Origin of the sequence: Streptomyces barringtoniae (assembly GCF_020819595.1) — a bacterium.
GTDB classification, from domain to species: Bacteria; Actinomycetota; Actinomycetes; order Streptomycetales; family Streptomycetaceae; genus Streptomyces; species Streptomyces barringtoniae.
Genome location: NZ_JAJHNP010000003.1, coordinates 32,589 through 55,856, shown reverse-complemented (window position 1 = coordinate 55,856; position 23,268 = coordinate 32,589). Strand labels below are relative to the sequence as shown.

At 68.7% G+C, this 23,268-nt stretch carries 16 protein-coding genes and 3 pseudogenes; 8 read left to right on the top strand and 11 right to left on the bottom strand.

The annotated features are described in order from the left end of the window. Positions 1 to 32: 32 nt before the first annotated feature. Positions 33 to 358, bottom strand: a pseudogene (locus tag LMU33_RS05070) (IS701 family transposase); the annotation flags it as partial. Positions 359 to 504: 146 nt separating this feature from the next. Here LMU33_RS05070 and LMU33_RS05065 point away from each other — a divergent pair. Together LMU33_RS05065 and LMU33_RS05060 are read left to right on the top strand one after the other, a co-directional pair. After that, positions 505 to 1,284, top strand: a complete 780-nt coding sequence (locus tag LMU33_RS05065) for a class I SAM-dependent methyltransferase (RefSeq protein WP_228617717.1) — start codon at positions 505 to 507, stop codon at positions 1,282 to 1,284. 200 nt (positions 1,285 to 1,484) lie between these two features. Beyond that, positions 1,485 to 2,234, top strand: a complete 750-nt coding sequence (locus tag LMU33_RS05060) for a class I SAM-dependent methyltransferase (protein ID WP_228618338.1) — start codon at positions 1,485 to 1,487, stop codon at positions 2,232 to 2,234. A gap of 7 nt (positions 2,235 to 2,241) precedes the next feature. On the opposite strand, the pseudogene LMU33_RS41610 reads toward LMU33_RS05060, so the two are convergent. Further along, positions 2,242 to 2,622, bottom strand: a pseudogene (locus LMU33_RS41610) (IS630 family transposase); the annotation flags it as partial. 154 nt (positions 2,623 to 2,776) lie between these two features. On the opposite strand from LMU33_RS41610, the gene LMU33_RS05045 reads away from it, so the two are divergent. Further along, positions 2,777 to 3,346, top strand: coding sequence for a hypothetical protein (locus tag LMU33_RS05045; protein WP_228617716.1), 570 nt, complete (start codon positions 2,777 to 2,779; stop codon positions 3,344 to 3,346). Between the two features lie 269 nt (positions 3,347 to 3,615). Here LMU33_RS05045 and LMU33_RS05040 read toward each other — a convergent pair whose 3' ends face one another. Both LMU33_RS05040 and LMU33_RS05035 read right to left on the bottom strand, forming a co-directional pair. Further along, positions 3,616 to 3,975 carry a hypothetical protein gene (locus LMU33_RS05040; protein ID WP_228617714.1) on the bottom strand — a complete coding sequence of 120 codons (360 nt, stop codon included), beginning with the start codon at positions 3,973 to 3,975 and terminating at the stop codon, positions 3,616 to 3,618. A 51-nt stretch (positions 3,976 to 4,026) separates the two neighbouring features. Further along, a complete protein-coding gene (locus LMU33_RS05035) occupies positions 4,027 to 4,503 on the bottom strand; it encodes a hypothetical protein (protein ID WP_228617712.1) in 477 nt (158 codons plus the stop codon). A 1,319-nt stretch (positions 4,504 to 5,822) separates the two neighbouring features. Here LMU33_RS05035 and LMU33_RS05030 point away from each other — a divergent pair. The 3 genes from LMU33_RS05030 to LMU33_RS05020 are packed head-to-tail and all read left to right on the top strand — an operon-like array spanning position 5,823 to position 10,342. Further along, a complete protein-coding gene (locus LMU33_RS05030; RefSeq protein WP_228618337.1) occupies positions 5,823 to 6,650 on the top strand; it encodes an FAD binding domain-containing protein in 828 nt (275 codons plus the stop codon). Next, complete coding sequence (locus tag LMU33_RS05025) at positions 6,647 to 9,364, top strand: molybdopterin-dependent oxidoreductase (RefSeq protein ID WP_228617710.1); 2,718 nt, start codon at positions 6,647 to 6,649, stop codon at positions 9,362 to 9,364. The genes LMU33_RS05030 and LMU33_RS05025 overlap by 4 nt, the downstream gene beginning before the upstream one ends. A gap of 6 nt (positions 9,365 to 9,370) precedes the next feature. Next, the gene (locus LMU33_RS05020; RefSeq protein ID WP_228617708.1) at positions 9,371 to 10,342 is read left to right on the top strand and encodes an antibiotic biosynthesis monooxygenase; all 972 of its coding nucleotides are present in this window, start codon (positions 9,371 to 9,373) and stop codon (positions 10,340 to 10,342) included. A gap of 864 nt (positions 10,343 to 11,206) precedes the next feature. On the opposite strand, the gene LMU33_RS05015 is transcribed toward LMU33_RS05020, so the two are convergent. Both LMU33_RS05015 and LMU33_RS05010 read right to left on the bottom strand, forming a co-directional pair. After that, on the bottom strand, positions 11,207 to 13,024 hold the full coding sequence (locus tag LMU33_RS05015) for a hydroxysqualene dehydroxylase (protein WP_228617706.1): 1,818 nt from the start codon (positions 13,022 to 13,024) through the stop codon (positions 11,207 to 11,209). 458 nt (positions 13,025 to 13,482) lie between these two features. After that, a pseudogene (locus LMU33_RS05010) lies at positions 13,483 to 13,797 on the bottom strand (IS21 family transposase); the annotation flags it as partial. 214 nt (positions 13,798 to 14,011) lie between these two features. Between LMU33_RS05010 and LMU33_RS05005 the strand changes: the two are divergent. Continuing rightward, positions 14,012 to 14,314, top strand: coding sequence for a hypothetical protein (locus LMU33_RS05005; RefSeq protein ID WP_228617704.1), 303 nt, complete (start codon positions 14,012 to 14,014; stop codon positions 14,312 to 14,314). 866 nt (positions 14,315 to 15,180) lie between these two features. On the opposite strand, the gene LMU33_RS05000 is transcribed toward LMU33_RS05005, so the two are convergent. Next, on the bottom strand, positions 15,181 to 15,501 hold the full coding sequence (locus LMU33_RS05000; RefSeq protein ID WP_228617702.1) for a GYD domain-containing protein: 321 nt from the start codon (positions 15,499 to 15,501) through the stop codon (positions 15,181 to 15,183). 325 nt (positions 15,502 to 15,826) lie between these two features. Then, the gene (locus LMU33_RS04995) at positions 15,827 to 16,363 is read right to left on the bottom strand and encodes a DinB family protein (RefSeq protein ID WP_228617700.1); all 537 of its coding nucleotides are present in this window, start codon (positions 16,361 to 16,363) and stop codon (positions 15,827 to 15,829) included. Between the two features lie 3,031 nt (positions 16,364 to 19,394). Here LMU33_RS04995 and LMU33_RS04990 point away from each other — a divergent pair. Continuing rightward, on the top strand, positions 19,395 to 19,616 hold the full coding sequence (locus LMU33_RS04990; RefSeq protein ID WP_228617698.1) for a hypothetical protein: 222 nt from the start codon (positions 19,395 to 19,397) through the stop codon (positions 19,614 to 19,616). A gap of 436 nt (positions 19,617 to 20,052) precedes the next feature. On the opposite strand, the gene LMU33_RS04985 is transcribed toward LMU33_RS04990, so the two are convergent. From LMU33_RS04985 to LMU33_RS04970, 3 genes are all read right to left on the bottom strand, one after another. Continuing rightward, positions 20,053 to 20,754 carry a TetR/AcrR family transcriptional regulator gene (locus LMU33_RS04985; protein WP_228617696.1) on the bottom strand — a complete coding sequence of 234 codons (702 nt, stop codon included), beginning with the start codon at positions 20,752 to 20,754 and terminating at the stop codon, positions 20,053 to 20,055. 170 nt (positions 20,755 to 20,924) lie between these two features. After that, positions 20,925 to 21,254 (bottom strand): TetR/AcrR family transcriptional regulator, encoded by a 330-nt coding sequence (locus LMU33_RS04980; RefSeq protein WP_228617694.1) that lies wholly within the window; start codon positions 21,252 to 21,254, stop codon positions 20,925 to 20,927. Positions 21,255 to 21,724: 470 nt separating this feature from the next. Continuing rightward, on the bottom strand, positions 21,725 to 22,642 hold the full coding sequence (locus LMU33_RS04970) for an alpha/beta fold hydrolase (protein ID WP_228617692.1): 918 nt from the start codon (positions 22,640 to 22,642) through the stop codon (positions 21,725 to 21,727). Positions 22,643 to 23,268: the final 626 nt, after the last annotated feature.

Genomic DNA, 23,268 nt, shown 5'->3' with positions numbered 1-23,268 from the left:
CGGCCGCTGCTCACCGGTGTGCGTGGAGCACACTTCTTCACATCGCCGGTCTCGTCGACGACCAGCGCCGCCGCCTCGTCGGCCAGGTACTCAACGACGAGTCACGGACGTCGCACCGCACCCGCGTCGGCGTCCCAGGAAAGCTTGGCACCAGATGCTGGATGTCGTGCGGGCGGCTTCCCGACCATTCGGCGATCGTCCAGCACTTTCCTGCGGGGCGGTTCGGCGAGCACCCCGAGCACCAACCGCCCAGCCCGACGCCGTGGTTCGACCCGTGTGAAGCGGCCCGCGATACGCGCCGTCAGTCCCTCGAAGCTCGCCGCCGGCGAGCGGGATCCATGCTGTGAAGCGCGGCCACCGTCTCTTCGTCAGTCCACACAACTCACGATGGCCAACGATGACTGCAGCCGTGCCCACACCGGCTCCACCAGCGCTATCGGGTGGCCGTCGCCGGAGTGGTGAGGCGAGGTAGCCGACCGGGAGCAGCACAGATAGCGTGACTGCATGCCTCAGGATGAACGGCTGCTTCACGCCTCGTCGTTCGGCGCAGCGGCGGTTGCCTACGCCGAACACCGTCCGGACTACGCGCATGCCGCGGTGCGCTGGGCGCTCGAGCCCGCGCCCGGCCCCCGCGTGCTCGACCTGGGTGCCGGAACCGGCAAGCTGACCGTCACGCTGGTCGCAATGGGTGCCGAAGTCATCGCAGTCGAGCCCGACCCCGCGATGCTGACCGAGCTGCGCCGCTCCCTACCGGCTGTGCGTGCCCTGCCGGGTAGTGCCGAGGCGATACCGCTACCAGACGCGTCCGTGGATGCCGTGCTGGCCGGCAACGCCATGCATTGGTTCGACATGGCCGTCGCGGGGCCCGAGATCGCCAGAGTCCTCGCACCCAGCGGCATCCTGGCCGGCCTGTGGAACGTCATGGACGACCAGGTCGAGTGGGTCGCCGGGCTCGCGCGGATCAGCGGGAGCGCCGCCATCGGCCCGCGTGACACGCCCACCAGCTGGCGCGCCGAGACGGCAGACATGCACCTTCCCAAGAACGGTGTGGCCGCCAAGTTCGGCTCGCCGGAGCAGGCCGTGTTCCCGCACGGGCAGCGCCGCTCCGCCGACACCCTCGTCGCGACGATCGCGACGCGCGCGGGGGTGCTGGTCATGCCGGAACAGGAACAAGAGGCCACGCTGGGCCGGATCCGCGCCTTCCTTGCGAGCAGACCGGAGACCGCCCGCGGCGAGTTCACCCTCCCGATGCTGACCGGCGTGCTGCGCGTCCGGCGACTGTGAAGCATCACGTCGACAAGGATGGAATACACGCCGCATGTGCCGTCTCACGAAGACGGCTCATCCACAGTCCCATCTGACCCCGACAGCCGGTCCACATCGCTCGGAGACCAGTAGCGATGTCCAACCAACTCGCCTGTTCGGTTCACCACTTGAGGCGTCGAGGCGCAGATGACAACCGCCCTGACGAGTGCCATGCACCGCTGACATTCTCACTCACCAGCAAGATCACGATCTACAGCTGGAGTGCAAAGCAGGCTGCCAACGACTACGACAGCTTCGCCGAGGCGTATTCGGCCTCGAACGAGACCAGCCTCTTCAACGCCTACTACGAGCGGCCCGCGATGCTGGACCTGGCCGGGGACGTGGCCGGTCGACGGATCCTTGACGTCGGCTGCGGCTCCGGCCCCCTGTCCGCGGCGCTGCGCGACCGGGGCGCGATCGTGACCGGCTTCGACTCCAGCACCAAGATGCTGGAGCTGGCCCGGAGGCGGCTCGGCGACGACGCGGCCCTGCACACCGCCGATCTGGGCAGCCCGCTGCCGTTCCCCGACGCCGCGTTCGACGACGTCGTCGCGTCCTTGGTCCTGCACTACCTGGAGGACTGGACGACCCCGCTGGCGGAACTGCGGCGCGTGCTGACTCCCGGCGGCCGACTGATCGTGTCCGTCGATCACCCCTCCATCGGCCTCGTGCAGCCGGGCGCCGACTACTTCGCGACGTACAAGCACTCCGAGGAATGGACCCTCGGCGGACACACCGCCCTGATGACCTTCTGGCGTCGGCCGCTGCACGCGATGACCGACGCCTTCACCGCGGCCGGCTTCCGGATCAACGTCATCAGCGAGCCGTTCCCCGCACCGGGCGCCCGCGAACTGTTCCCCGACATCTTCGTAAACGAGCCCTCGAGGGCCTTCGTGTGCTTCCTGTTCTTCGTCCTGCAGGCTGACTGATGCCGTATCAGTCCGCGTTTGCCTTGGCGACGGCCCGGAGGCGGCGGTCGTCGGCATGGCGGTTCTGCCAGATGAGGTAGCGGCGGATCATGCTGCCCTGCTCTTTATGGCCGGCGTGGTCGGTGGCGTCGAGGGCGAAGCAGCGCAGGGCGGTGAACTGGGCTTCGATACGGCTGAGTCAGGAGCTGTTGGTCGGGGTGTAGGCAAACTCGACGTTGTTGGCCGCGGCCCAGTCGCCGACCTGGGTCCCCTTCTTCGTGGTCAGGTGCGGGGAGAAGTCGTCGTAGGCGGCGAACAGGTGTCGGACCCCGTGCGGGCGGGTGTGGGTCGCCCATCGGCGGTGCCGGGGTTCCCGCTCGGGGTCCTTGTGCCGTCCTGCGCGCTCGGCCCGAGCGGTGGCCACGCGGTACGACGAGCGCGGTTACGTCTTCCTCGGCACCGTCACCGCAGCGTCACTTGCAATACGGCTCCGGTCCTGACAAATGCGAGGCAGGTCAGAACCCGCTCGGGCCGCTCTGTGAGTGCCGTCTTATGGTTCCGGGATGAGCAACTCTGCTGCGGCTGCTGTCCTCACAACCACCGACCTGCCTGAAGCGATACGTGCGGCGCGTACCTTGCTGGGCGTCGCGGACATCGATCAGGGAGAGGTCGACTTCGAAGCCGTGATCAGGTCGCCGGATGTCCTGGCGCAAGTACGTCACGTACTGCCTGACCTCGAATGGTGGGCGTCGGCGGGCAAGGAGCACGGTTCGTCGGAGGCCGGCGACAACCCTGCGGACTGCCTGCCGATCCGAGTGTTCGACTGGAGTCGTCCGCTAGACCGCGCCGAGCCCTTCATCGCCGCTCTGGGGCCGGATCCCGCGGCTGTGCGGTGGGATCTGAACGCATGGCCTGCGGTTCCCGAAGCGGGACTGGAGTCGATCTCGCAGAAGTACGCGTACCTCACGCTGACGGTGAATTCCCGGGACCTCTACCAGGACGAGCCGTCGCAGGACCACACCATCCACGTGCACGTCCGGAACCGGAACGGCGATCAGATCGACCGAATCCATTGGCTCGCCGATCAAGTGGGTGGCCGTTTCACAGGCAGGGTGGAGTTGGCGCCGCTGTAATCCCTCAGCAAAGAGGCAAGACCGCCGTCTGCATGTGCCTCTGTCGCATGATTGCCCGGACAGCTCCTGGAGATCGTGGGGAGGCGGGCGAAGCTGAAACGGTGCGCACGGTGCCGTCCGGGCCTCGGTCCATTGAGAAGCCTGATTCTGAGCGGGTGTGCCGCACTTCCCACCGAAGGTGTCACGTGAAGTGGTGCTGTGCCTCATCGGCAGGCCTTGGGCTTGGCAGCCCACCGGCCGGGTAGCGGCCGGGGCGTCGCCGGGCTGTTTCAGGCTGGGGGGACGTCGATTTCGTGGATGCCCCCTCCGGGGCCGGTGGCGAGGTACTCCAAGAGCAGGGTGAGGGCGTTTGCAGCCAGTTCCAGTGCGTGGTCGTCGCTGAACTCGCCAGTGCAGGGCTCGTCTTCGTCGGTGACGTCGGCCGTCTCGAATGTGGTTTCCCATGTGCGGTGGACTGGCCAGCGGTCAGCGCGAGCGGTGAACCGGATGCGGATGGGCCAGCTCTGCCCGTCTGCTGTGACGTCGACGACCTGGATAACGCCGCACTGTGGGCTGTCGACGGTGCGCCCGCGCAGCGCGTCAGCGGTCATCCGTGCGGCGCGGGCGGGAGAGAAGGACGCGGCGGTCATATCCAGGAGGTTAGTGCGGGGACGAGCCTGTGTGCCCGTCCCCGAGTCCGGTCAGCACCGTCGGGCGGCGGCCGGGTGATCTTCGTGGTAGGCGGTGATGATGCCCTTGATGCCCGTCGAGCCGTAGCTGAGATACGACACGACGACGCGGTACTGGCCCGAGTCGCACGGCGGCAGGTCCTTCAGCAGGAAGACTCGCGTGTTCGGGTCCTGCTGGTAGCTGGTGGTGGGGTTGGCGAGGGTGTTGGCTATGTTCTCGTCAACGAAGGGCTCCCAATGCTTCGCGTGGATCTTGTTGAAGCCGAAGCCGGTGGCGGTTCCGCAGCGCAGCGGGATTCTGGCGAACGGTACGTGCGGGGCGTACCACTTGACGATGTGTCCCTTGGTCTGTCCGTTGCACGCAGTCGGCTTGAGAACCGAGGGCTTGACGGAATTCGCTTGCGCAGCAGGCGAGACCGAGGACAGCGGCACGAGGGTGACGGCAGCCACCGCCAATGCACGGAAGGTTGTGCGCGATTTGAAGGGCAACGCATCTCCAGTTTGGTCAGGGCTGGATTTCGTTGGACAGATGCACCCTATTTACGTGTACAGATGCAGCCAAACGATTTTTGACGTGTGCATAATCACGTTTTGCAGTGGGGCCGCCGTGAACCCCCATCGCATTCTCCTTCGTTGACCGGGCCCGTGCGGGAACCTTCAGCTCTGGAAGCAGCCGGTCACAGCGGCCGCGATCACCGCCTACTGTGCTTGAGAAGACGCGACAGCTGACCTACGTACACCACCAGTTGGTGAAATCCCCGCTGTGGGCGACCCTGCCGGTAAGTGATCGGCGGGACCCGCGTCGCCTCCGCGATGACGCGCCGCATAGCGGCAGATTCGTTGTGGCGGGCCCGACACCCTCCGGTGCGCTGCTTTCCAAGGGTCAGGCCGCAGCGACCACGGCGTTCGCCACCGAGGGGTGCGCCCAAGGCCTCCTCGACCGGCTGGGCAACTACGTCCTGTACGCGCCCAGTTGTGAGTCATCACCAGAGATTTGGCCGAGTACAGCCGCCTGACTGGGCAGCATCCGACAAGGCGGTCGTGCGACTCCCCGGCCGAACCGGTCCACCTGCGCCTCGCTGGTATGGGACCTGTCCGCCGTGGTGTGGAGCGCCGCCTCGCTGGAGGCGTGCGCCGCCCACGGATGATCGGCGACATCCCGCAGTGCGCGGCTATTGGCGAGCCGTGAATTGTCGGACCAAGGGACCGCGCCTATCGCCAAGGGTGACAGTTGCGGCGGTGGTCCAGGTGCCCCGGAGGGTGCGCGAACCAGGGTTCCGGCGGTGGCCGGGCTCACCCACCGCGGCGCCGGCTGCTCGTGTGCCCCTCAGCAGTATTCGCCGGTGCCGGTGCCGGTGCAGTGCTGACTCACTGACCGTAGATGGGGGCAGAACCGCGGGTCCGGGTACCACTCGACGGCACAGATCAGAGGCGGTGGGGCACCGTAGATCGCGGCCTGATCGTGCCTGGACCCACCATGGCGGCGGTGCCGTGTCCCGCGACGGCCGTACCGTCCACATCGCCGGGACGACGGACGGAGCGGCAGCGGGGTTGGCTTGGGACATGGTCGCCGATGAGCACAGTTACGGTACGGAGTATTCCGACTACGTTCAGCTGTCCTCGGTCGGGCCGCCATCCGCATGCTGCGATAAGCTGTAACGAAAGTGTCTGTGCCCGCCGGTCCCTCGCGGCTCAGCCGCCCCGAACGGCGCGGCATGGCGGACGACACCTGCTCGGTCAGCGGGAAATCCAACAGTGCCAGGGGACATTGCCTTCCCGTGGGTCCGTTCTCTCGTAGGTCGGTTTTCATGGACCTGAACACCATCACCGAAGTAATCCGGCGACCGTCCGAGCGGCCAGGCCTGGAGTGGCACGAGGGCGACGCCTGGCTCGCAGGCGGAACATGGCTCTATTCCGCGGAGCAGCCCGACCTGCGACGGCTGATCGACCTGACGGCGTTGCGTTGGGAGCCGCTTGTTCCCACGGACGAGGGCCTGGAGATCAGCGCCACCTGCACCATTCGCGACCTGTACGCCTTCCCATGGCCGCAGCGCTGGACCGCCGGAATTCTCTTCCGGAAAAGCTGTGAGGCATTCCTGTCCTCGTTCAAGGTCTGGAACGCGGCGACCGTCGGCGGAAACATCTGCATGTCCTTGCCCGCCGGCCCCATGATCACGTTGACGGTCGCGCTGGAGGCGCAGTACGAACTCTGGGCGCCCGACGGCTCCGTGCGCTTCGTCGACGCCCTCGATTTCGTCACGGGCGACCACCGCAACGTTCTCGCCCCCGGGGAGATCCTCCGGCGTATCACCGTTCCGGAGTACGCGCTGCGCAAACGCACCGCGCACCGCCGCTTCACGCTGACCCGGCTCGGCCGTTCGACGGTGTTCCTCGTCGGCACGCAACGGCTGGGAGCGAGTGACCTGGTGCTCACCATCACCGCCGGCACCACACGGCCGGTCCGCATCGCCTTCGACTCCCTGCCCGATGTTCGAACCCTGCGGCAGAGCATCGACGCCGTGCCGGCCGACGTCTGGTTCGCCGATCCCAATGGGACCCCCGACCACCGTCGGCACCTGACACGGCACTTCGCCGAAGAGATCTGCCGCGAACTCACGGCTGGGGACCTGGCATGAGCTACCTCGTGAACGGCAAGGCATTCGACCGGGAACCAGCCCCCGGCCAGTGCCTGCGCACCTTCCTGCGCGCACTCGGCCACTTCGGTGTCAAGAAGGGGTGCGACGCGGGCGACTGCGGCGCCTGCACGGTCTGGCTGGACGGCGTACCGGTTCACAGCTGCATCACCCCCGCGTTCCGCGCGGACGGCCATGAGGTGACCACGATCGAGGGCCTCGGACGGCCCGGCGCCCTCCATCCCATGCAGCGGCAGTTCGAGGACGCGCCGGGGTTCCAGTGCGGTTTCTGCACCGCAGGGATGATCATGACGTCGGCGACCTTCACCGAGGAGCAGAAGGCGGATCTGCCACGGGCGTTGAAGGGCAACCTCTGCCGTTGCACCGGATACCGGGCGATCGAGGACGCCGTGAAAGGCGTCCGCGCGGTGGAGACGGCAGCACCGGGCAAGGCCGTCGGGACGAGCGTCGGCGCTCCCGCGGGCCACGACGTGGTGACAGGTCACGCCGAGTTCACCATGGACACGCAGATCGACGGCATGTTGCATCTCAAGGTGCTGCACTCGCCCCACGCGCACGCCCGGATCCTCTCGATCGACAAGAGCGCCGCCCTCGCGGTGCCCGGCGTGCACCGGGTCTACACCTGGGAAGACGTACCCCGCAGACGCTTCACCACGGCGATCCACACCGACCACCTGGTCGACCCGGACGACACCTACATCCTCGACGACACGGTCCGCTTCGCCGGCCAACGCGTCGCCGCGGTCCTGGCCGACACGGTCGGGGCGGCCGAGGAAGGCTGCCGGCGTCTCGCGGTCGAGTACGAAGTGCTGCCCGCGGTGTTCGACCCGGAGGCGGCGATGGCCGACGGCGCACCCCAGCTGCACGGCTCCCACGATCCGTTCGTCCGCGACCCCGTCCACAACATCCTGCTCGAACTCCACTCGCACATCGGCGACGTCGACGCGGGATTCGCCGCGGCCGACGTGATCCACGAAGGCACGTACGTCTCGCCTCGGGTACAGCACGCACATCTGGAGACCCACGGTTCGATCGCCTGGATGGAGGACGGCCGGCTGAACGTCCGCACCAGTTCGCAGTCACCGTCGATCGCCAAGGTCAAACTGGAGTACCTGTTCGCGCTGCGCCCGGACCAGCTGAGGGTGTTCTGCAAGCGCGTCGGCGGCGGATTCGGCGGCAAACAGGAGGTGATCGCTGAGGACCTGGTCGCGCTTGCCACCCTGGACACCGGACGGCCCACCTGCCTCGAGTACACCCGTGAGGAGGAGTTCACCACAGCCTCGCCGCGGCATCCGATGACCCTGACGGTCAAGCTCGGCGCGAAGGCCGACGGAACGCTCACCGCCTTCCAGGTACGCAACGTGTCGAACACCGGCGCCTACGGCAACCACGGCGGCGAAACGCTGTACGCGGGCGGAGCCGCCGTCATGATCTACCGCTGCCCCAACAAGAAGTACGACGCCTACTCCATCTACACGAACACCGTGCCGAGCGGCGCGCTGCGGGGTTACGGGATGACACAGCCGGCGTTCGCCGTGGAGTCGGCGATGGACGAACTGGCCCGCGCCCTTCACACCGACCCGCTGGAACTGCGCCGACGCAACATCGTGCGGCCGGGTGAGCCCCTGGTCGCCCTGCACGACGGCCCCGACGACGTGATCTTCACCGAGGACGGACTCGCCAAGTGCATCGATCTCGTGGGCGATGCCCTGGCCCGTACGGCCGACCTGCCGCCTCCCGGCCCCGAGTGGCTCGTCGGAGCCGGCGTGGCGAGTTCCCTGCACGAGACCGCGCCCCCGACGGAACACCTCTCCGAAGCCTGGGTCACCCTGGGCGACGATCTCATCTACGAACTGGCCGTCGGAACCCCCGAGTTCGGCGAAGGAACCTCCACGGCCCATGTCCAGATCGCAGCCAACCAGCTGGGCACGACCCCCTCGCGGATCCGTCTGGTGCAGTCCGACACCGACCGCACGGGATTCGACACCGGTGCCTTCGCGAGCGCGGGCCTCTTCGTGGCGGGCAACGCGGTCCTGCGGGCGGCCAACGCCGTGCGCGACCGCATCCTGGAATTCGCCGCGGCGCACACGGGCGTCCATGTCGTGATGTGCACGATGGACGACGACGGTGTCATCTGCGGGGACCGGCGCGTGTCCCTGGCCGAACTCGTCGCACTGGCCCGGACGCGTGGAATCCGTTTCACCGCCGCACGCAAGGCATACGGCTCGCCCCGGAGCGTCACCTCCAACACGCAGGGGTTCCGGGTCGCCGTGCACCGAGTGACTGGTGAGATACGCATCCTGTACAGCGTGCATGCCGCGGACGCCGGAGTGATCATCAACCCGGCGCAGGTCCGGGGACAGATCGAGGGCGGTGTCGCCCAGGGAATCGGCTTCGCGCTGACCGAGAACCATCACCTGGACGACAGCGGCGTCATGGTCAACCCGAACCTGCGGAACTACCGCATCCCCACCTACGCCGACATCCCCCGCACCGAGGTGCTCCTGGTGGGCTCGGCGGATTCGGTGGGGCCCATGCGGGCCAAGGGGATGGCCGAGTGCTGTATCAACCCGGTGGCCCCCGCGCTCGCGAACGCAGTGCACGACGCCACGGGCGTCCGCTACCGGGCGCTGCCGCTGACTCCGGAACGCATTTACGGCCGACTCCCCGCGGAGCAGTCGGTGTCGACAGGTTGAGCCACCATGAACACCGGAAAGAACATAGCTGCCGCGGCGACGGCGATCATCGGCCAGAAGGTCCTGCCCGGCATGGAGCGCGAGTTCGAGGCGTGGCAGGAGGGCCTCAACGCCGCGGCCGCCTACTACCCCGGCTTCCTCGGCGCCGAGATCTCACCGCCGACACCGCTGCAACCCGACTGGGTCGTCGTGTACCGGTTCGACTCCGTGGCGCATCTGCAGGCGTGGATCAACAGCGCGACCAGGCAGACGTATCTCGACGTCGGCGCCAAGTACTTCGACGGTCCGGCGACCCAGCAGGTGGTCAGCAGCGGCACGCAGTCACTGGATCCGCTGGTCACCGTGGTGGTCACCCACCGCGTCCACCCCAACCAGGTCGACGACTTCCTCGCCTGGCAGCACCGCATGGTCCAGGAGGAGAGCAAGTTCGAGGGGTTCCGCGGGACGGAGCTCTTCCGCCCCATCGAGGGGCTCCAGGAGGAATGGACCACGCTGTACCGCTACGACAGCGCCGAACACCTCGACGCCTGGCTGACGTCGCCCCAACGGCAGAAGATCCTGGCCGAGGGCGAGAAGTTCAGCGACTTCAAACTGCATACGATCGACAACTCGTTCGGCAGCTGGTTCGCCTTCGAGGGCAACGGCAAGGAGGCACCGCCGCCGCCCTCCGAGACCAGGACCTCCCTCGCGGTCTGGGTCGGCCTGTACCCGACCGTCGTGCTGCTGACGCTTGCTCTGTCCCCGCTGCACTTGCGGCTCTGGATCGGCCTGCTCGTGGGTAACCTGCTGTCGAGTTTCCTCATGAGCTTCCTCACCATGCCCTACTACGTGAACCCGTTGCTCGGCCGGTGGCTGCGGCCATCACCGGACGAACCGGCCAGGGCCAACCTCCGTGGCCTCGGTGTCGTCGTGGTGGCGATAGCCTTCTGGGCTGTCGTCTTCTACCTCGTGACGGTCAGGTTCTGGACGCTGCCCTGACCGGCGACCGCCCGGACGGTCGCCGTCCGGGGCCGTGTACTGGTCCGGGCCGTGGTCGCCCGACAAGGCGTACACCAGGGTGTGATCGCCAGAAGTTCATGTCCGCGGAGCCCATGCTCCTCTGCAGCTGGGGCCTGGGCTTTTGCCTCATTGTCGCGCGCCCGTTGCCGTACCCCTCGATGGTGGTGCCGATGACGCCGGCGGCCACGAGGCGGGGGAGCTTGGACGGGGCTGGAGGAGCACTTGGGGGCGACGACAGGGGGCAGCGTCGGGGGTCTCTCAGGCCGACGGCAAACTGCCCGGGGGAGGGGTTCACGGCGATGACGTGGTCCAGGGTCGGGAACATGCCGAGGTCGTCGCTCCGTTGCCGCAGCGCGACCTGTGCCGGCGCGTCCGGCAGCAGCAGCCCGGAGAGCACGTACAGGCGGTAGAACCCGCGCAAGCCGACCAGCACCGTCCGCGCCCGCACCAGGGCGGGGCTCGCCGTCCGTGGTACGGCCCGGTGATCCGGACGGCGACTGCAGACAACGCATCCTGGCCTGCCGAAGACGGCGCACCAGCTCGGCCGCGCTCTCCACCACCGGATCGACCGCGTCCACCACCGACCCCCGGCCACGCCCGAGCCCCCGCCGCCGATCCCGCGGCAACGACGCCGGCCGCCGGCTCTCCAGCCGGCTCGCCGTCATCGGCAACTGGCGTACGGCGAGTTCCCAGACGACCCGCAGATCAGCCGGGCTCGGCACTCCTCGTGCCATATCGGGTGCGGGGTGCGGGGTGCCGGGGGGAGAGAACCCACCGAAGCGTGGAGGCCCGCACGCTTGATTTGATCCCCCCGGCTCTCGCCGGACCAGCGGTCCTTACGGCTCATCCCAGGTCGAAGGTATTGGGCAGACCCAGTCTGTAGCGCACCTCGTCGACCCGCTTCAGGGGCTCCATCTCCGGCGGCCGGTACAGCTCCCACACATGGCACCGCTCGGCGTCCGAACGGTCCGCGTCGAGCAGGGCGTTGACGGCTCGCCGCGCGGACTCGTTGGCGCCTTCCATGGTCGCGAGGTCGACGTCGGTACGGACGTAGTCGCCCGCGAGGAAGAAGTTCGGGATCGCCGTCCGCGCCGAGGGACGATGGTAGAGCGTGCCCGTCGGGTGGATGAGGAGCTGTTCGCGATTGTGCGGGTCGGGGCCGCCCAGGCCCGTCACCGCCGGGTCCATGAACCAACCGAGGCGGTCCTCGTCCCGGAGCGTGGTCTTGCCCTCGTCGTTCAGCCCGTCCTTCAGCTGCGCCCACAGCTCGGCGACGACCTCGTCCCTGGTGCACTCCTTGGCCGTCTTGCCGAACAGGATGCCGGGCTTGTCCCACTCCGAGATGATCGCGGAGAGGCAGTCACGGGCCCGCCCGTCGCCGTAGTCGCGGGAGAAGTCCCGTACGTCCCAGAACTGCGCCTGGCCGATGGCCGTGACCGACCAGGGTGAGTCGAGGCAGTTGATGTGGCCGTGCACGACGGGCGTGGGCGTGCGCAGGTAGAACATCACGCCGGTCATCCAGTCCGTCTTCAGCGCGTCGCACCGGCCGAGCTGCGGATCGGCGGCGCGTAGGGCCCCGCCCCAGGTGACGCGGGCGTGTTCGACGGGCATTGCGGAGACGTAGTGGTCGGCGGTGACGGTACGCTCGTGGCCGCCGTCGCGGGCCGCGACGTGGACGCCGGTCACCCGCCCGCCCTCGTACCCGACCTCCAATACCTGCGTGCCGGTCACGAAGTCGACGCCCAGCGAGCGCAGATGCGCCTCCCAGGGATCAATCCAGGCCTCGCTGGTCGGAGCGTTCAGGACGCGGTCGATGTCGGCGTCGCCGTCCATCCCGCGGCCGAGCAGGCCCCACAGGATCAAGGCCTCGATGATGACGCGACCGACCGTCCTGGTCGACGCCACCTCGGCGCGGGTGGCGACGAGATTGCGGGTCTGCCCGATGCCGAGCAGCGTCTGGTACTCCCTGCTCATCTCTCCCGCGCGGATGAAGTCCCACCAGGCGACCTTCTCCCACTGGCCCTCGCGGCGTGCGTCGCAACTGGTGAGGTGGACAAGGAGACGGTTGGCGAAGTAGGCGGCCTCGTCGGCCGGTAGACGGGTGCCCACATCGAGGACGGACAGGATCTGGTCGCGGATCCAGGACGCGGTGATGTCGCCGGGCGCCGGCGGGGTCGTGATCCGGCGCAGCGGGAAGTGCAGGTCGGGGCGGCCCGAGTCGCGGGCGAACAACTCCTCCGTGGCGTTGCGGAGGTTGCCGTGGACGCCGCCGGCGTTGCCGGGGAAGGGGATGCGCCGCATCGTGTCCGGCAGGTTCCGGTAGAAACCGGGGAAGAAGCGGAAGCCGTGCTCGCCGGGCAGGGGCTTGCGGCCGCCGGCGGCCGTGCCGGGGACGTCCATCGAGCGGGCCTTGCCGCCGAGGGTGTCGTAGTACTCGTAGACAGTGACGGCGTAGCCGCGTTCGGCGAGTTCGTGGGCGGCGCTGAGCCCGGAGACGCCGCCGCCGAGGACGGCGACGCGCCGGGTGGAGGGCGTGGCCGCGGCTGCCCGCACTGCGGGCCGTAACGCGGTTGCGCCGACCGCGCCGCCGGCGGCGGTGAGGAAACGTCTGCGGGAATGTCCGACAGCCGGCTGGGGCTGCTGCGCGTGTTTTGTCACCATGATTCCGGGAGGTTAGGGAGGGTTCCGGGAGCCCGGAAGCCTGTTTCCCGTCCTCCACAGCATCCTCACCATCACAGGGAGAAACAGACAGCCACGCGTGTTCGCGCAAGGCGACCGCCATGTCGGGCACATCGGCAGATTGCCTTCGACGAGGCCGCCCGCCGCTTCCAAACCAGCCCGCACGCCGCGCCGAGCCACCCCTTGCCTCTGCCGCCGGGCCGCCACGGTCTGCGGGAGGCCGCGCAGATCCAGTTGCTCCAACGGCTGGTCGGCGTCCGCGTCCAAAGAGCGGGCTACGGTCAGGCGGCGGGCATGTGTGGTGGGGGAGGGTTTCGCTGGTGGTGACGGTGCCGGTGGCGGTGCCGATGTGGGTCCAGCCGGGGCAGGTGGGGCGATGGTGACGGGGCTGGTGTTGCCTGCGCGGGTTCGGGAGGCGGCGGCGAGGTGGGTGGCAATGGTGCCTTCGCCTCGGCGACGCTGCGGCGGGTGGTGCGTTCCTCGCTGGTGAAGCCCATCGCGACGATCCGCTTGGGGACCACGTCCGCACGGATCTTTCCCTGCTGGCGCACCACCAGTTCCTCGATCTTCGGCAAGTAGTCGTCGATCGCGCGAGCCCGGTGACGCCGCCGGTCAGGGCGCTGACCCGCCTACCGCACCTTCACGTACCGGGCCACCGTGTGGTGGTCGCGCCCGGCCGGCTCGGCGGCGGCACGGTCACTGCCTGTCAGATCGTACGCAGCCAGCCGTACGTGGGGAAACTCGTGGCGCCGCAACCATCCAAGGCTCTGTCAGGACGCATTATCGCGTCCCTGTTCCGAGCGTTGGCTAGAATGAGTCATGAAATCGAACTCCATGCATCCTGGGACGAGTTGGGGTCGGCGGCGTCCAGCAGTTCTGGCTTCCCTGCTGAGTGCGGCGGCCCTCGGATGGACTGCGGTTGCACTGAGCGTGCACACGACCGGCTCGACCGGACTCGACCCTGACAGTGTGACCGATGCCGATCTGGCCCGGCTGGGTGCTGCTGTGATGGCCGGCATCGCGGCGGTGGCTGCCGGATTGTGGTGGCGTCACTGGGCGACCGTACGTCGGCCGGTGATCGGCGGAGGTTGGGCGCGGGGGGCGTTTGCTGTGTCCGCAGTCCATTCGATGTTCGTCATACCAGTGATTGCGTTCGCCTCCTGGGACTGGAAGGCCCCTGCGATCGCGTTCACGTGCGCGGTGCTCGCCGGCGGTGTGCGGGAGGCCGCCGGGGTGACTGCACCAGTTGCTGAGGTTGTCGGGTCGGGGTGAGGTCATGGTGGGGTCGACATCAGTTCGGTCTCGCCGATGAACCCGTTCAGTAGGCCTGGCTGGTACTGCATCCGTTCCAGCCGAGTGCGGCACTGTGCGACCGGCTCACCGATGCCTGCACGAAGCCCGGCTGCACAAGCTGTTCTTTCGGTGCGCACACACGCCCTCGGCCGGGTCGAGGTCCGGTGTGCAGCAGGGGAAGCGGAACACCGTCATCCAGCAGCGGGCCGCGATCAGCTCGCGAATGGCGGCGTCGACGTGATGGGTGCACTTGTCCCACACCAGCACGACGGAGGCCGCCGAGCTGCTGGTGGGCCGCGTCCAGCAAGGCAGCGAAGTCCTTCTCCCGAAGCCCTTCGTCTCGGCCTTGCGGCAACCAGAACTCGGCACTGTGGGGCCTGCACGCTCCAGCTCATCCGGCGCAGGATGCGTCAGGTCTGCGCAGGGCTGAACCGTACGTGGAAACGCCGCGCGATCAGCGCGGTGATGCGGGTGGGTGTCCACCGTTGGTCCTCCACCCAGCCATGTGAGGTCGGCCCCTTGGACCGCAGCGGAATCTTGCCGGCCTCCCGTCGGCCGGCGTTCCAGGCATATGCGGTCTTGCGCCAGACCCACCTTCGAAGCGGACGTGCTTCCGCTGAGCCCGCTGCTTCGCGGCCAGACCGCCCCCATCGGGACCGCATGACACCGGGATACACTCACCAGCGGGCTCGCCGTCACCCCAGGCCGAAAACCTCAGTAGCTGCGGGACTCAAGCTGCGGGACTCACCTGCGGTGGAAGGGTGTCGACACGTGGCGGGTAGTTCCATTGATTCCCCGCACATCGTGCATGCGTATAGCGCGACCTTCCGTCAGGCCATCTTGGCTTACGCGCCGGGAGGGCGGAAGGTGACCTGTCGGCGGGCAGCCTCGTCGATCTCCTCGAGAGTGAGGAGGGGAGTGGCCCGGGTCTGGAGTGCGCCGCTTGCCTTGACGCTGAGGCTGACGGCGGCCATGGAGACGGGGTCGGGGAAGTCGAGGATGCACACGAGGTCGTCCTCTCCGAAGGCGAAGTACATGGCCTCGACCGTCCCGCCGAGGCTGGCGACGACCTGGTCGACGGCGGCGCGGCGGCCACTTGCGCCTTCCTTGAGCAAGCCCTTCGTCCCCTCGGGGGTGTAGGTGGCGTGGATGAGGAACTTCGGCATAGGGGCGCTCCCTGCCCGTGGCTTGTCCGGTATGCAGATCGGCCTTCCCGCTGGCACGCCGGCCGCCACTCAACGGACGGCTGGATTCACTCGTACGGCACATCGGCATGTGCCTGCATGGGACAGCACCTGAAGCGGCAACGGCCACCTTGGAAGAAGACACCTCCTGCGCTGGCCCTTCTCTCCTCCGCTGCTGTACCTCAACACCGCAGCCCGCCTGTATGACTGACGATCAGCCGCGCCCGCCGACGGCTGTGGTCGGGTGGTCGTGGCCAGGGAACCCGCGCTGTGCTGACCCGGAGAGACCTCCGGCAGGGAGGGCGGGCTATTCGCCCGTGGCGCCGTCGATGGCTTCGCGGACGAGATCCGCGTGCCCGATGTGGCGGGCGTACTCCTCGATCACGTGCTCAAGGACGAACCGCACATCGGTGGCACCGAACTCCGAACTCGACACGATGCGCGCAGTGTCGTCGGTGACCCGCGCGAACACCTGCCGCGACTCCTCGCACGCCTCCACGTAGTCCTCGTAGACGTCCCTGGCCGGTGTGGGGTCCAATTCGTCGTACCACTCGTCACCGGCAGCGGTGACGTACGTCCTGTAAGGGAAGAATCGAGGGGGTGTGCCCGCCAGCGTCCGCTGGAACCAGTGACGCTCGACCCCCTGCAGATGGCGCATGAGCCCCAGCAGGGTCAACCCCGAGGTTCGCACGGGCCGTTGCCGCAGTTGTGCCTCCGAGAGGCCCTCGCACTTCCACAGGAAGGTTGCCCGGTGGTAGTCGAGGTTCGAGGCGATCACCTCCAGCCATGAGCCCGATGTCGTGCGCTCAGGTCGAACGATCTTGTGGACTACGACGTCGCTCACACCGGGGTCTCCTTGCTCGTCATGGGGCTTGGTCGGGAACGCCCCCGCGATTCGGGGCTTGGGCGGCGTCCCGCTGCCACCCGTGTCAAGCGCATCCGTCCAAGAGGACTCGCCTCTGCATGGAAACTCATCGCAGCGCGCCTCACCCACCACTGCACGCTGGTCAGGCGCACGCTTTCCACGAATTGCGTGTGCGTCGGCGGGCAGTGTGGCAGCGTGGGGGCCGGCCGGGCCCGTCGCTCTCCCCCGTGGCGACGGGCCCAGTTCTCGTTGAATGGATGCGTTGCTGCGTCCCCGTTTCGAACGTGCGCCTCGGCGAGCCGCAGGCGTGAGGCCACCGCCCTGCCGGGCCGTGCCGGTGGAGTGGGTCGGCGGGGCGGTCGCGAGGCAGCGACAGGGGGCGTGCAGGCGGGGTGTGCGCCGGGCTGTGCGTGGCGAACGCGGGATGACTGGCGTTCCTCGAGGGACTGGAGATCTTCGCCCGGTACGTGCGTGCCAACGGCTCTCGGGCGACGGCTCCTCTGGGCGTCTGGAAAGCGAGGTCGACCGGCTCGCGGCGCGCACCCCTGACTCCTCGGTCGTCGTCGCCCGGCCGCGCTACGAACTGGTCGCGCAGGTATAGGAGTTCACCGCAGGCCGGTGAGCGCGAGAAGAGAAAGCGTGAGTCGTGACCCGGCCACCGGTTCCGAGGCCATCGGCCGGACGGACTACCCACCATGACGCCATTCGGAAAGAGACGCATCCCGTGAACCCTGGCTTCGGCCCGGCCCGCGCGGACACCGATCGCCTCGCTGCTGCCCGCGCGTGGAGGTGGGTCACCCGTCATGGGAGCGCCGGGCCAGACAGCCACGTCGCCGTCTGCGCCACGGACCGAGTAGTGGGGGAGAGGGCATTCGATGGCTTCCGGCGGTGCCCCACACCCCTAGCCAGTGGCGGAGGAGAGGGGGTGGTGATGCGGCGCCATGGGGGCGTGTCCTGTTTGGCGTTCGCCCCCGGGCGCGCCTGCGCTCGCTCCATCCGGCGAACAGCACATCCGATGCATGGCAGCGGCGTGGGGCATTGGGATGGACTGGGTCACGAGTCGCTCATCCGCGGTCGGGATGCACGAGGAGAGGGGCGCACCTTGTCTCAGGGTGCCCAGCTCGTGATCGCATCTTGACAGTGCGGAGCACCGAGGAGGCGGGGTGTTTCGGCTGCCCCGCCAACTCGTGCATGGTCCGCCTGGGTTAGGGGTTGGCAATGACACTGTCACAGTGGCAGAGAGCGTTGGAGTGGCTGGCCGCCGCAGCAAAAGACTCGCGCGCGTGCCGCGACGAATGGATACACGGGTTGACCGGGGTCCACCTCTTGGCCACCGGGCGCCTGTGGGATGTCCTGACCGTTCCGGAGCCCCTGGGCCTGTACACCGCCGAACTACTCAACACCATGTCGGTGACTGAACGGGGGCCGGTTCTGCACGACAGTCGAGGTCGCCGCGTGGGATTCCTCCTGCCGCCCGACCCCACTGCCCGGTGGGCCGGTCACAGCCTGAGGTATGTCTCGAAGGGCGGCTGGATCGCGGCCCCCGCCCCGCACTGCCGGTGGGGGACACTGCACTGGCTCATCCCACCGGACGGAAGTGGCGCTCTCACCCCACCTGCACTTCTGGAACTGGCCCTCGACCAAGCCCTTCGCCAGATGGCCCGTGTCCATGGCTGCTCCCGGCGCCACCTTGTGCCGTGCCGACGGACAGCTGAGCCCGCTGCGAGCGCCACCGACGATCGGGATCCTGATCACTGCGGGTGATCTGCAGGATCCGTTACGAGCACGACCTCCTCGTTCCGGGACGGGCACCGCACCCAGGATCCGGTCAGCCTGGGCGAGGTTGGCCTCGGCGGCTGGTCCGGGGGCTACCTGGCGATCGTGACGGCGACGTGTGCGGAGTGCTCGCTCGCGTTGAAACTCCAGCGCAGGAGCCAGGCGTCGATGAGCTCGATGAGTTGCTGGCGGGTCATACCGGTTTGTTCAGGGTCCTGCAGCGATTGCCGCGTGAGGCGTGGCGGTCTGTTCCACGGGACCCGGCCTCACGCGCTGTTGATCGCTGCCGCGTTCTGCGGATGCTGGAGGGCGGAGGGTGCCGGCCCGCTAGGACGTCCGGCATTTACGGCCCTGCCCTCGGCAGGGGTGAGCGTTCAGCACGGCAGGTCGTTCCAGGTGCCGTACGTACGCGGCTGTGCGCAGACACCCGTTCTGCCCCGGGTTGTCGAGCTCGCTCAGCATGTCGGTGCGTTCTGCGCTGGGGTGTGCCCAGCCGTCGCAGTGCGCGGGAATCACGAGGGCCGTGCCAAGACCGACACGTCGGCGCTCGCCCGCAGCGCCGACGAGATCAGCGGGCCCCACCTCTTGCGCGGCACCCGTGCGGTCCGTACATACGAGGTGGCAGGCCGTCGCCGCACAGGACGAAACCCGTCACCTCGCAGCTGCCGCGTCCGCCGTCAGCGCGTTCCCCGTGGTCCGGCTTCTGCTGGATCGGAGCTGCGCACACATCGAGCGCATCGCCGCCGAGGCCCACGATGCGAGCCGTCTCGCCACGGCCGCGTCGTCAGAAGAAGACGTGTGACCTGCTGTGATGAGCCTCACCGAGAATATGAGGGGCCCCTCGACTACGCTGGCCAAGTCGAACATGAGGGCCTCCTCCGTTTGGTTCGGGCGGCTCGACGACGAACTGCTGCGAGCGTGCATCGCAGCCCAACGGAAGAGGCCGGCCGCCTGCCTGCGCGGTCGCGCACGAGACATGGAGATGACCATGAAGAGGTCGCTTACGCGTGTCCAGGTCGCTGTCGCTGCTGCCGCGATCGCGGGCGGGGCCCTGCTCGGCAGTGCCGGCAGGGCGATTGCGGCACCTGTTGCCCATGGCCAGGTTGCCCACGCCATGCCCGAGAAGGCTGGTGACTTCGCCTCCTTCACGGTCCGTCATGGGCATGCACACGAGGGTGAACGAGACGATGGTCCGGATGGGCGCCGACTGCACGTCGTGCATGAAGGCAGGTGGATGGACGGGGCTCCGGTCCGCGAGTCCGCCGCTGCGGACCGTTGGTACGTGGACCAGGTCCGTGAAGCCACGGGTGCGGACCGCTGGTACGTGGACCAGGTCCGTGAAGCCACGGGTGCGGACCGCTGGTACGTGGACCAGGTCCGTGAAGCCGCCGGTGCGGACCGCTGGTACGTCGACCAGCTCGTTCTGGTCCGGCCGTCGACCCACGGCGCACTGTGAACAGCGGTGCGGGGCCACGCTGGACCATCGGAGCAAGGGCTGGGAAGTCGTCGAGAAGCGTGGTGTGCGAGCTGCCCGTGCCGCATGTCGTAGCGCACGACCTGTCGGCGTCCCTGCGCCTGGGACTGCGGTACGAGCCCGGTGATCCGTATGCCGTTCGTGCATGTCCCGGCTGAAGCGGGCGATCCGGAGCGCGGTGTGCTCTGGGCCGCCCTGCCCCCTGGACGGAGAGCTGGCCGGGCTCCTGCCCCGACACCTGAAACCGGCCCCCCGTACGGCAGCGACGCCTCGCGCCTGATCATCAGGCTCGAGGCGTCGGGCTTGTCCGGAACCCGTCAGCCGTGGGTGTCTGTCGCCCGGGATGGAAGACCCGTACCGGCCGACGGCGCCGGGAACCGTGCGCGCTACGACGTCCCGGCCGTCGTACCTGCCGCGGTCATTCCCCCTCGTCGCACTCGGGGCATTCCTCGCGGGGGCATTCCAAGGAGATCAGGGTCTGTTCGACCTGCTGCGGCGTCAGTGGCGGCTCGGGCAGTTCGTGGGCGCACTCGGCGCGGAATGCGTCGAGCATCAGGTGCAGGTGGCGGCGCCAGGCGTTGGGGGCCACGGCGCGGGTCGCCTGGATGATGCCCGCCTGGGACCAGATCACGAAGGCGATGTCCTCTGGTGTGACGTCCTTGCGCACGACGCCCCGCTGCTGTGCGTTGCGGAAGATCTGGCCGGACAGTTCCCTCGCCTGCTCCTGGACCTGGCTGGCGAGCACATGAGTGGGCAGCCGGGCGGAGACCAGGTCGTTGAAGGCGCGGTCACAGGCCTGGAGTTCGCAAAATTTCTCCAGATAGAAGCAGAACCCCTGCCAGGCGTCGTCCATCGCGGCGGCCTGTTTCGCGGAGTCGAGCAGATCCAGGAACTTCGCGGCGAAGAGTTCTTCGACCAGCGAGAGCCGGGTGGGGAAATGACGGTAGAGAGTTCCGATCGCCACGCCGGCCTCGCGGGCGACACCTTCCAAGGAGGCGCCCAGACCCTGGGCCGCGAACGCTTCACGCGCAGCGGCCAGGATCGCATCCCGATTGCGCTGCGCGTCACGGCGCAACGGTTTGGCCGGGGCTTCGGCGAACGGGACGGGACGGTCACTCATGCTCACCACCGTAACATGAGGCCCCCCTCGAAATAGGGGTGAGTGGCGGCCTCGCGGTTGCCGAGTCCGCCCGGGCAGTGGGCCGGGCGGTGAGATTGTCCAGGGACGGGACCCCGAATAGGCCGATGCGGAGGCGGGCGCCCGCTCCTTGCCGATGCCGCCGAGCGGTGTCAGCGGAGCGCGGCGACCGCCGTCTCGCGAAGGACTTCCTCGGCACGGTCCCACGACCAGCCGCTCTCGATCACCAGCGTCCGCCAGCTGGCGGGGCCGAACCAATGCCAGAGCAGGTCGGCCGTCTCTTCCACTGAATAGGCGGGTTTCGGAGTCAGGGTGTGCAGATGGCGGGCGGCCGTGTGCAATGCGTACCGGTAGTCCGCGGTGGCGCGCTCCCAGAGGCCCTCGCCGTCCTCGTGGACGGGCAGCGCCTTGCGGATCGCCTCGTGCACCGTGAACTGACCCTCGTTGCCCACCCTGGTGCCGTGGGCCAGTGCTCGCAGCACGGATTCCGGAGCGCCGTGCCCACGATCGCTGTCGACGGCGCGTTGGATCCCGTCACCCCGGCGGGCGACGGGGCCACGTACCGCGCCAAGTTCACCGGACCGTACGCGCTCCGCACGCTCGCGCCTCAGACATCTGAAACTCCGGAGCGCCGGCACCGATCTCTCCCGCGGCGCCGACCCTTCAGGTTTGGCGGAGAGCAACCCACGCCGGAACAGATGCGAGTCTTGCGGGCTTCGCCGTCCGGCCCGCGTGATGGACGCGGGGGCGGGGGAGCAGGCCATGTTCGTTCCGGCGCTCGCGCCAGGCAGCGCGCTTTTCGGGATGAAGCGGCAACCCAGATGCCTCTGTGGTTTGAAGGTTGGTTGTTCGCAGAGGGACTGGAATCATCGAGTGACCACGTGCGACGGCTCGGGGGCGAGTAGTTGGACGCGCCGGACCTCAACCAGCCGGACAACGGGCGGCCGTGGAGTCACCGGGATGCCGCGATCGATGCCGCCGTGAGTCTGTCGACGGCCTTCGCCACTGCCTCGGGGCTGGAGATCATCGTGAGGTGCCGGGCGCCCGGGATGAGGGTCGCCGGCGGTGCGCCGATGCGTCGGGCGGTCTCCTGCGGTGTCTGCCGGGTGAACACGTCGTCCTGGGCACCGAAGACCACCGACTTGGGCAGGTGCACCCCGGCGAGCCGGGCCACCTGGTCCGCGGGCAGACCCGGCACACCCGCGGCCAGCATGCTCCAGAGCGCGCTCTCCGCGCCCGGCACCTGCAGCGGGCGTCGCCACTGATCCAGACCGGCGGCGTCCAGGCGCGGACAGGCAGGTCCGCACTGTGCGTCGTACACGCTGCGGATCAGCGCGTCGATGCCTAGCCCGAACCGCAGCAGGCTGGTGCGGTACGGGTCGATCAGCACGTACTTCAAGGCCGGCGGCGGCCCGGCGCCCGTATCGAGGGCGTCGCCGTCGAGAAGCATCACACCCCCCAGCCGGCCGGGGGCCCGGAGCGCCGCCTCGGTGACCACGGCGGCTCCGCTGGAGTGCCCCACCAGCAGCGGGCGGTCGCCCGGACCGCCGAGGTGCAAGGCGCTCAGGAAGCCCAGGAGCTGCCGGGTGAAATGGTCGACGGTGTACGGGCCGTGGCGCTCGCTGTATCCGTCGCCCGTCAGGTCGAGCGCGTACACCCGGTGGTCGCGGGCGAGCAGCGGGGCAAGGCGCGACCAGGTGTCGACGGATTCGAAGGCGCCGTGCACCAGCACGACCGGCGGGCCCGCCGTGCCCCAGGTCTGGTAGCGCGTGCGGACGTCGGCGGCCTGCACGTACCTGAGGCCGCGCGGCGGCGTGGCGCGCCCGGCGGTTACGGCGTTGTACACCAACGAGGCCGCTGTGACGACCACCAGCACGAGGGCACAACCCAGCGCGGCGCGCCGCAGCCACCGTCGCAGCCGGGTGCGGCGTGGCCGGGGCGCGGGCTCGGCGGGGAGCGACGGCGAAGCGGAGGCGGGATGGGTGCCCCCGTCTCCGTCTCCATGTCCGGCTCCGTCCCCGTCTCCGGATCCGGCTGCGTCTCTGTGAAGATCAGCTGTCACGGGCCACAGCATCGCCCATGGCACAACCGCGGTCATCCTGCGGGGGGAGCCATCGTGTCCACTCCGCCGGGTGTAGGGGAGTGTCGGCTGCGGCGAGCGCCGATCATGAGCCGGCGACCGGGTGGCGCGACGACGGGCGTGGCTGTCAGGAGCCGTGACGGTGGCTTCCATGGGACTGCTGTGCTTACGGGGATGCGGAGGCCGGAGGCGCTGGTCGGCGAGATGGCCTTGGCGGCGGCGGTCGGACCGGCGCTGGTGCCGGCCGGCGGGGTGCTCGGCGACGCGGACGGGGGTGGTGCCGGTCGGAGGAACGGCCGGGGGAGGGGTCCGGCCGAGCGCTGTCAGCACCGCGCCGGTGCCCAGGCCGACGGCGTTCACGGTGAGTACGACGGGGTCAGCGGCGCCGGCGGATCGCAGCGCAGGTTGTGCCCTGC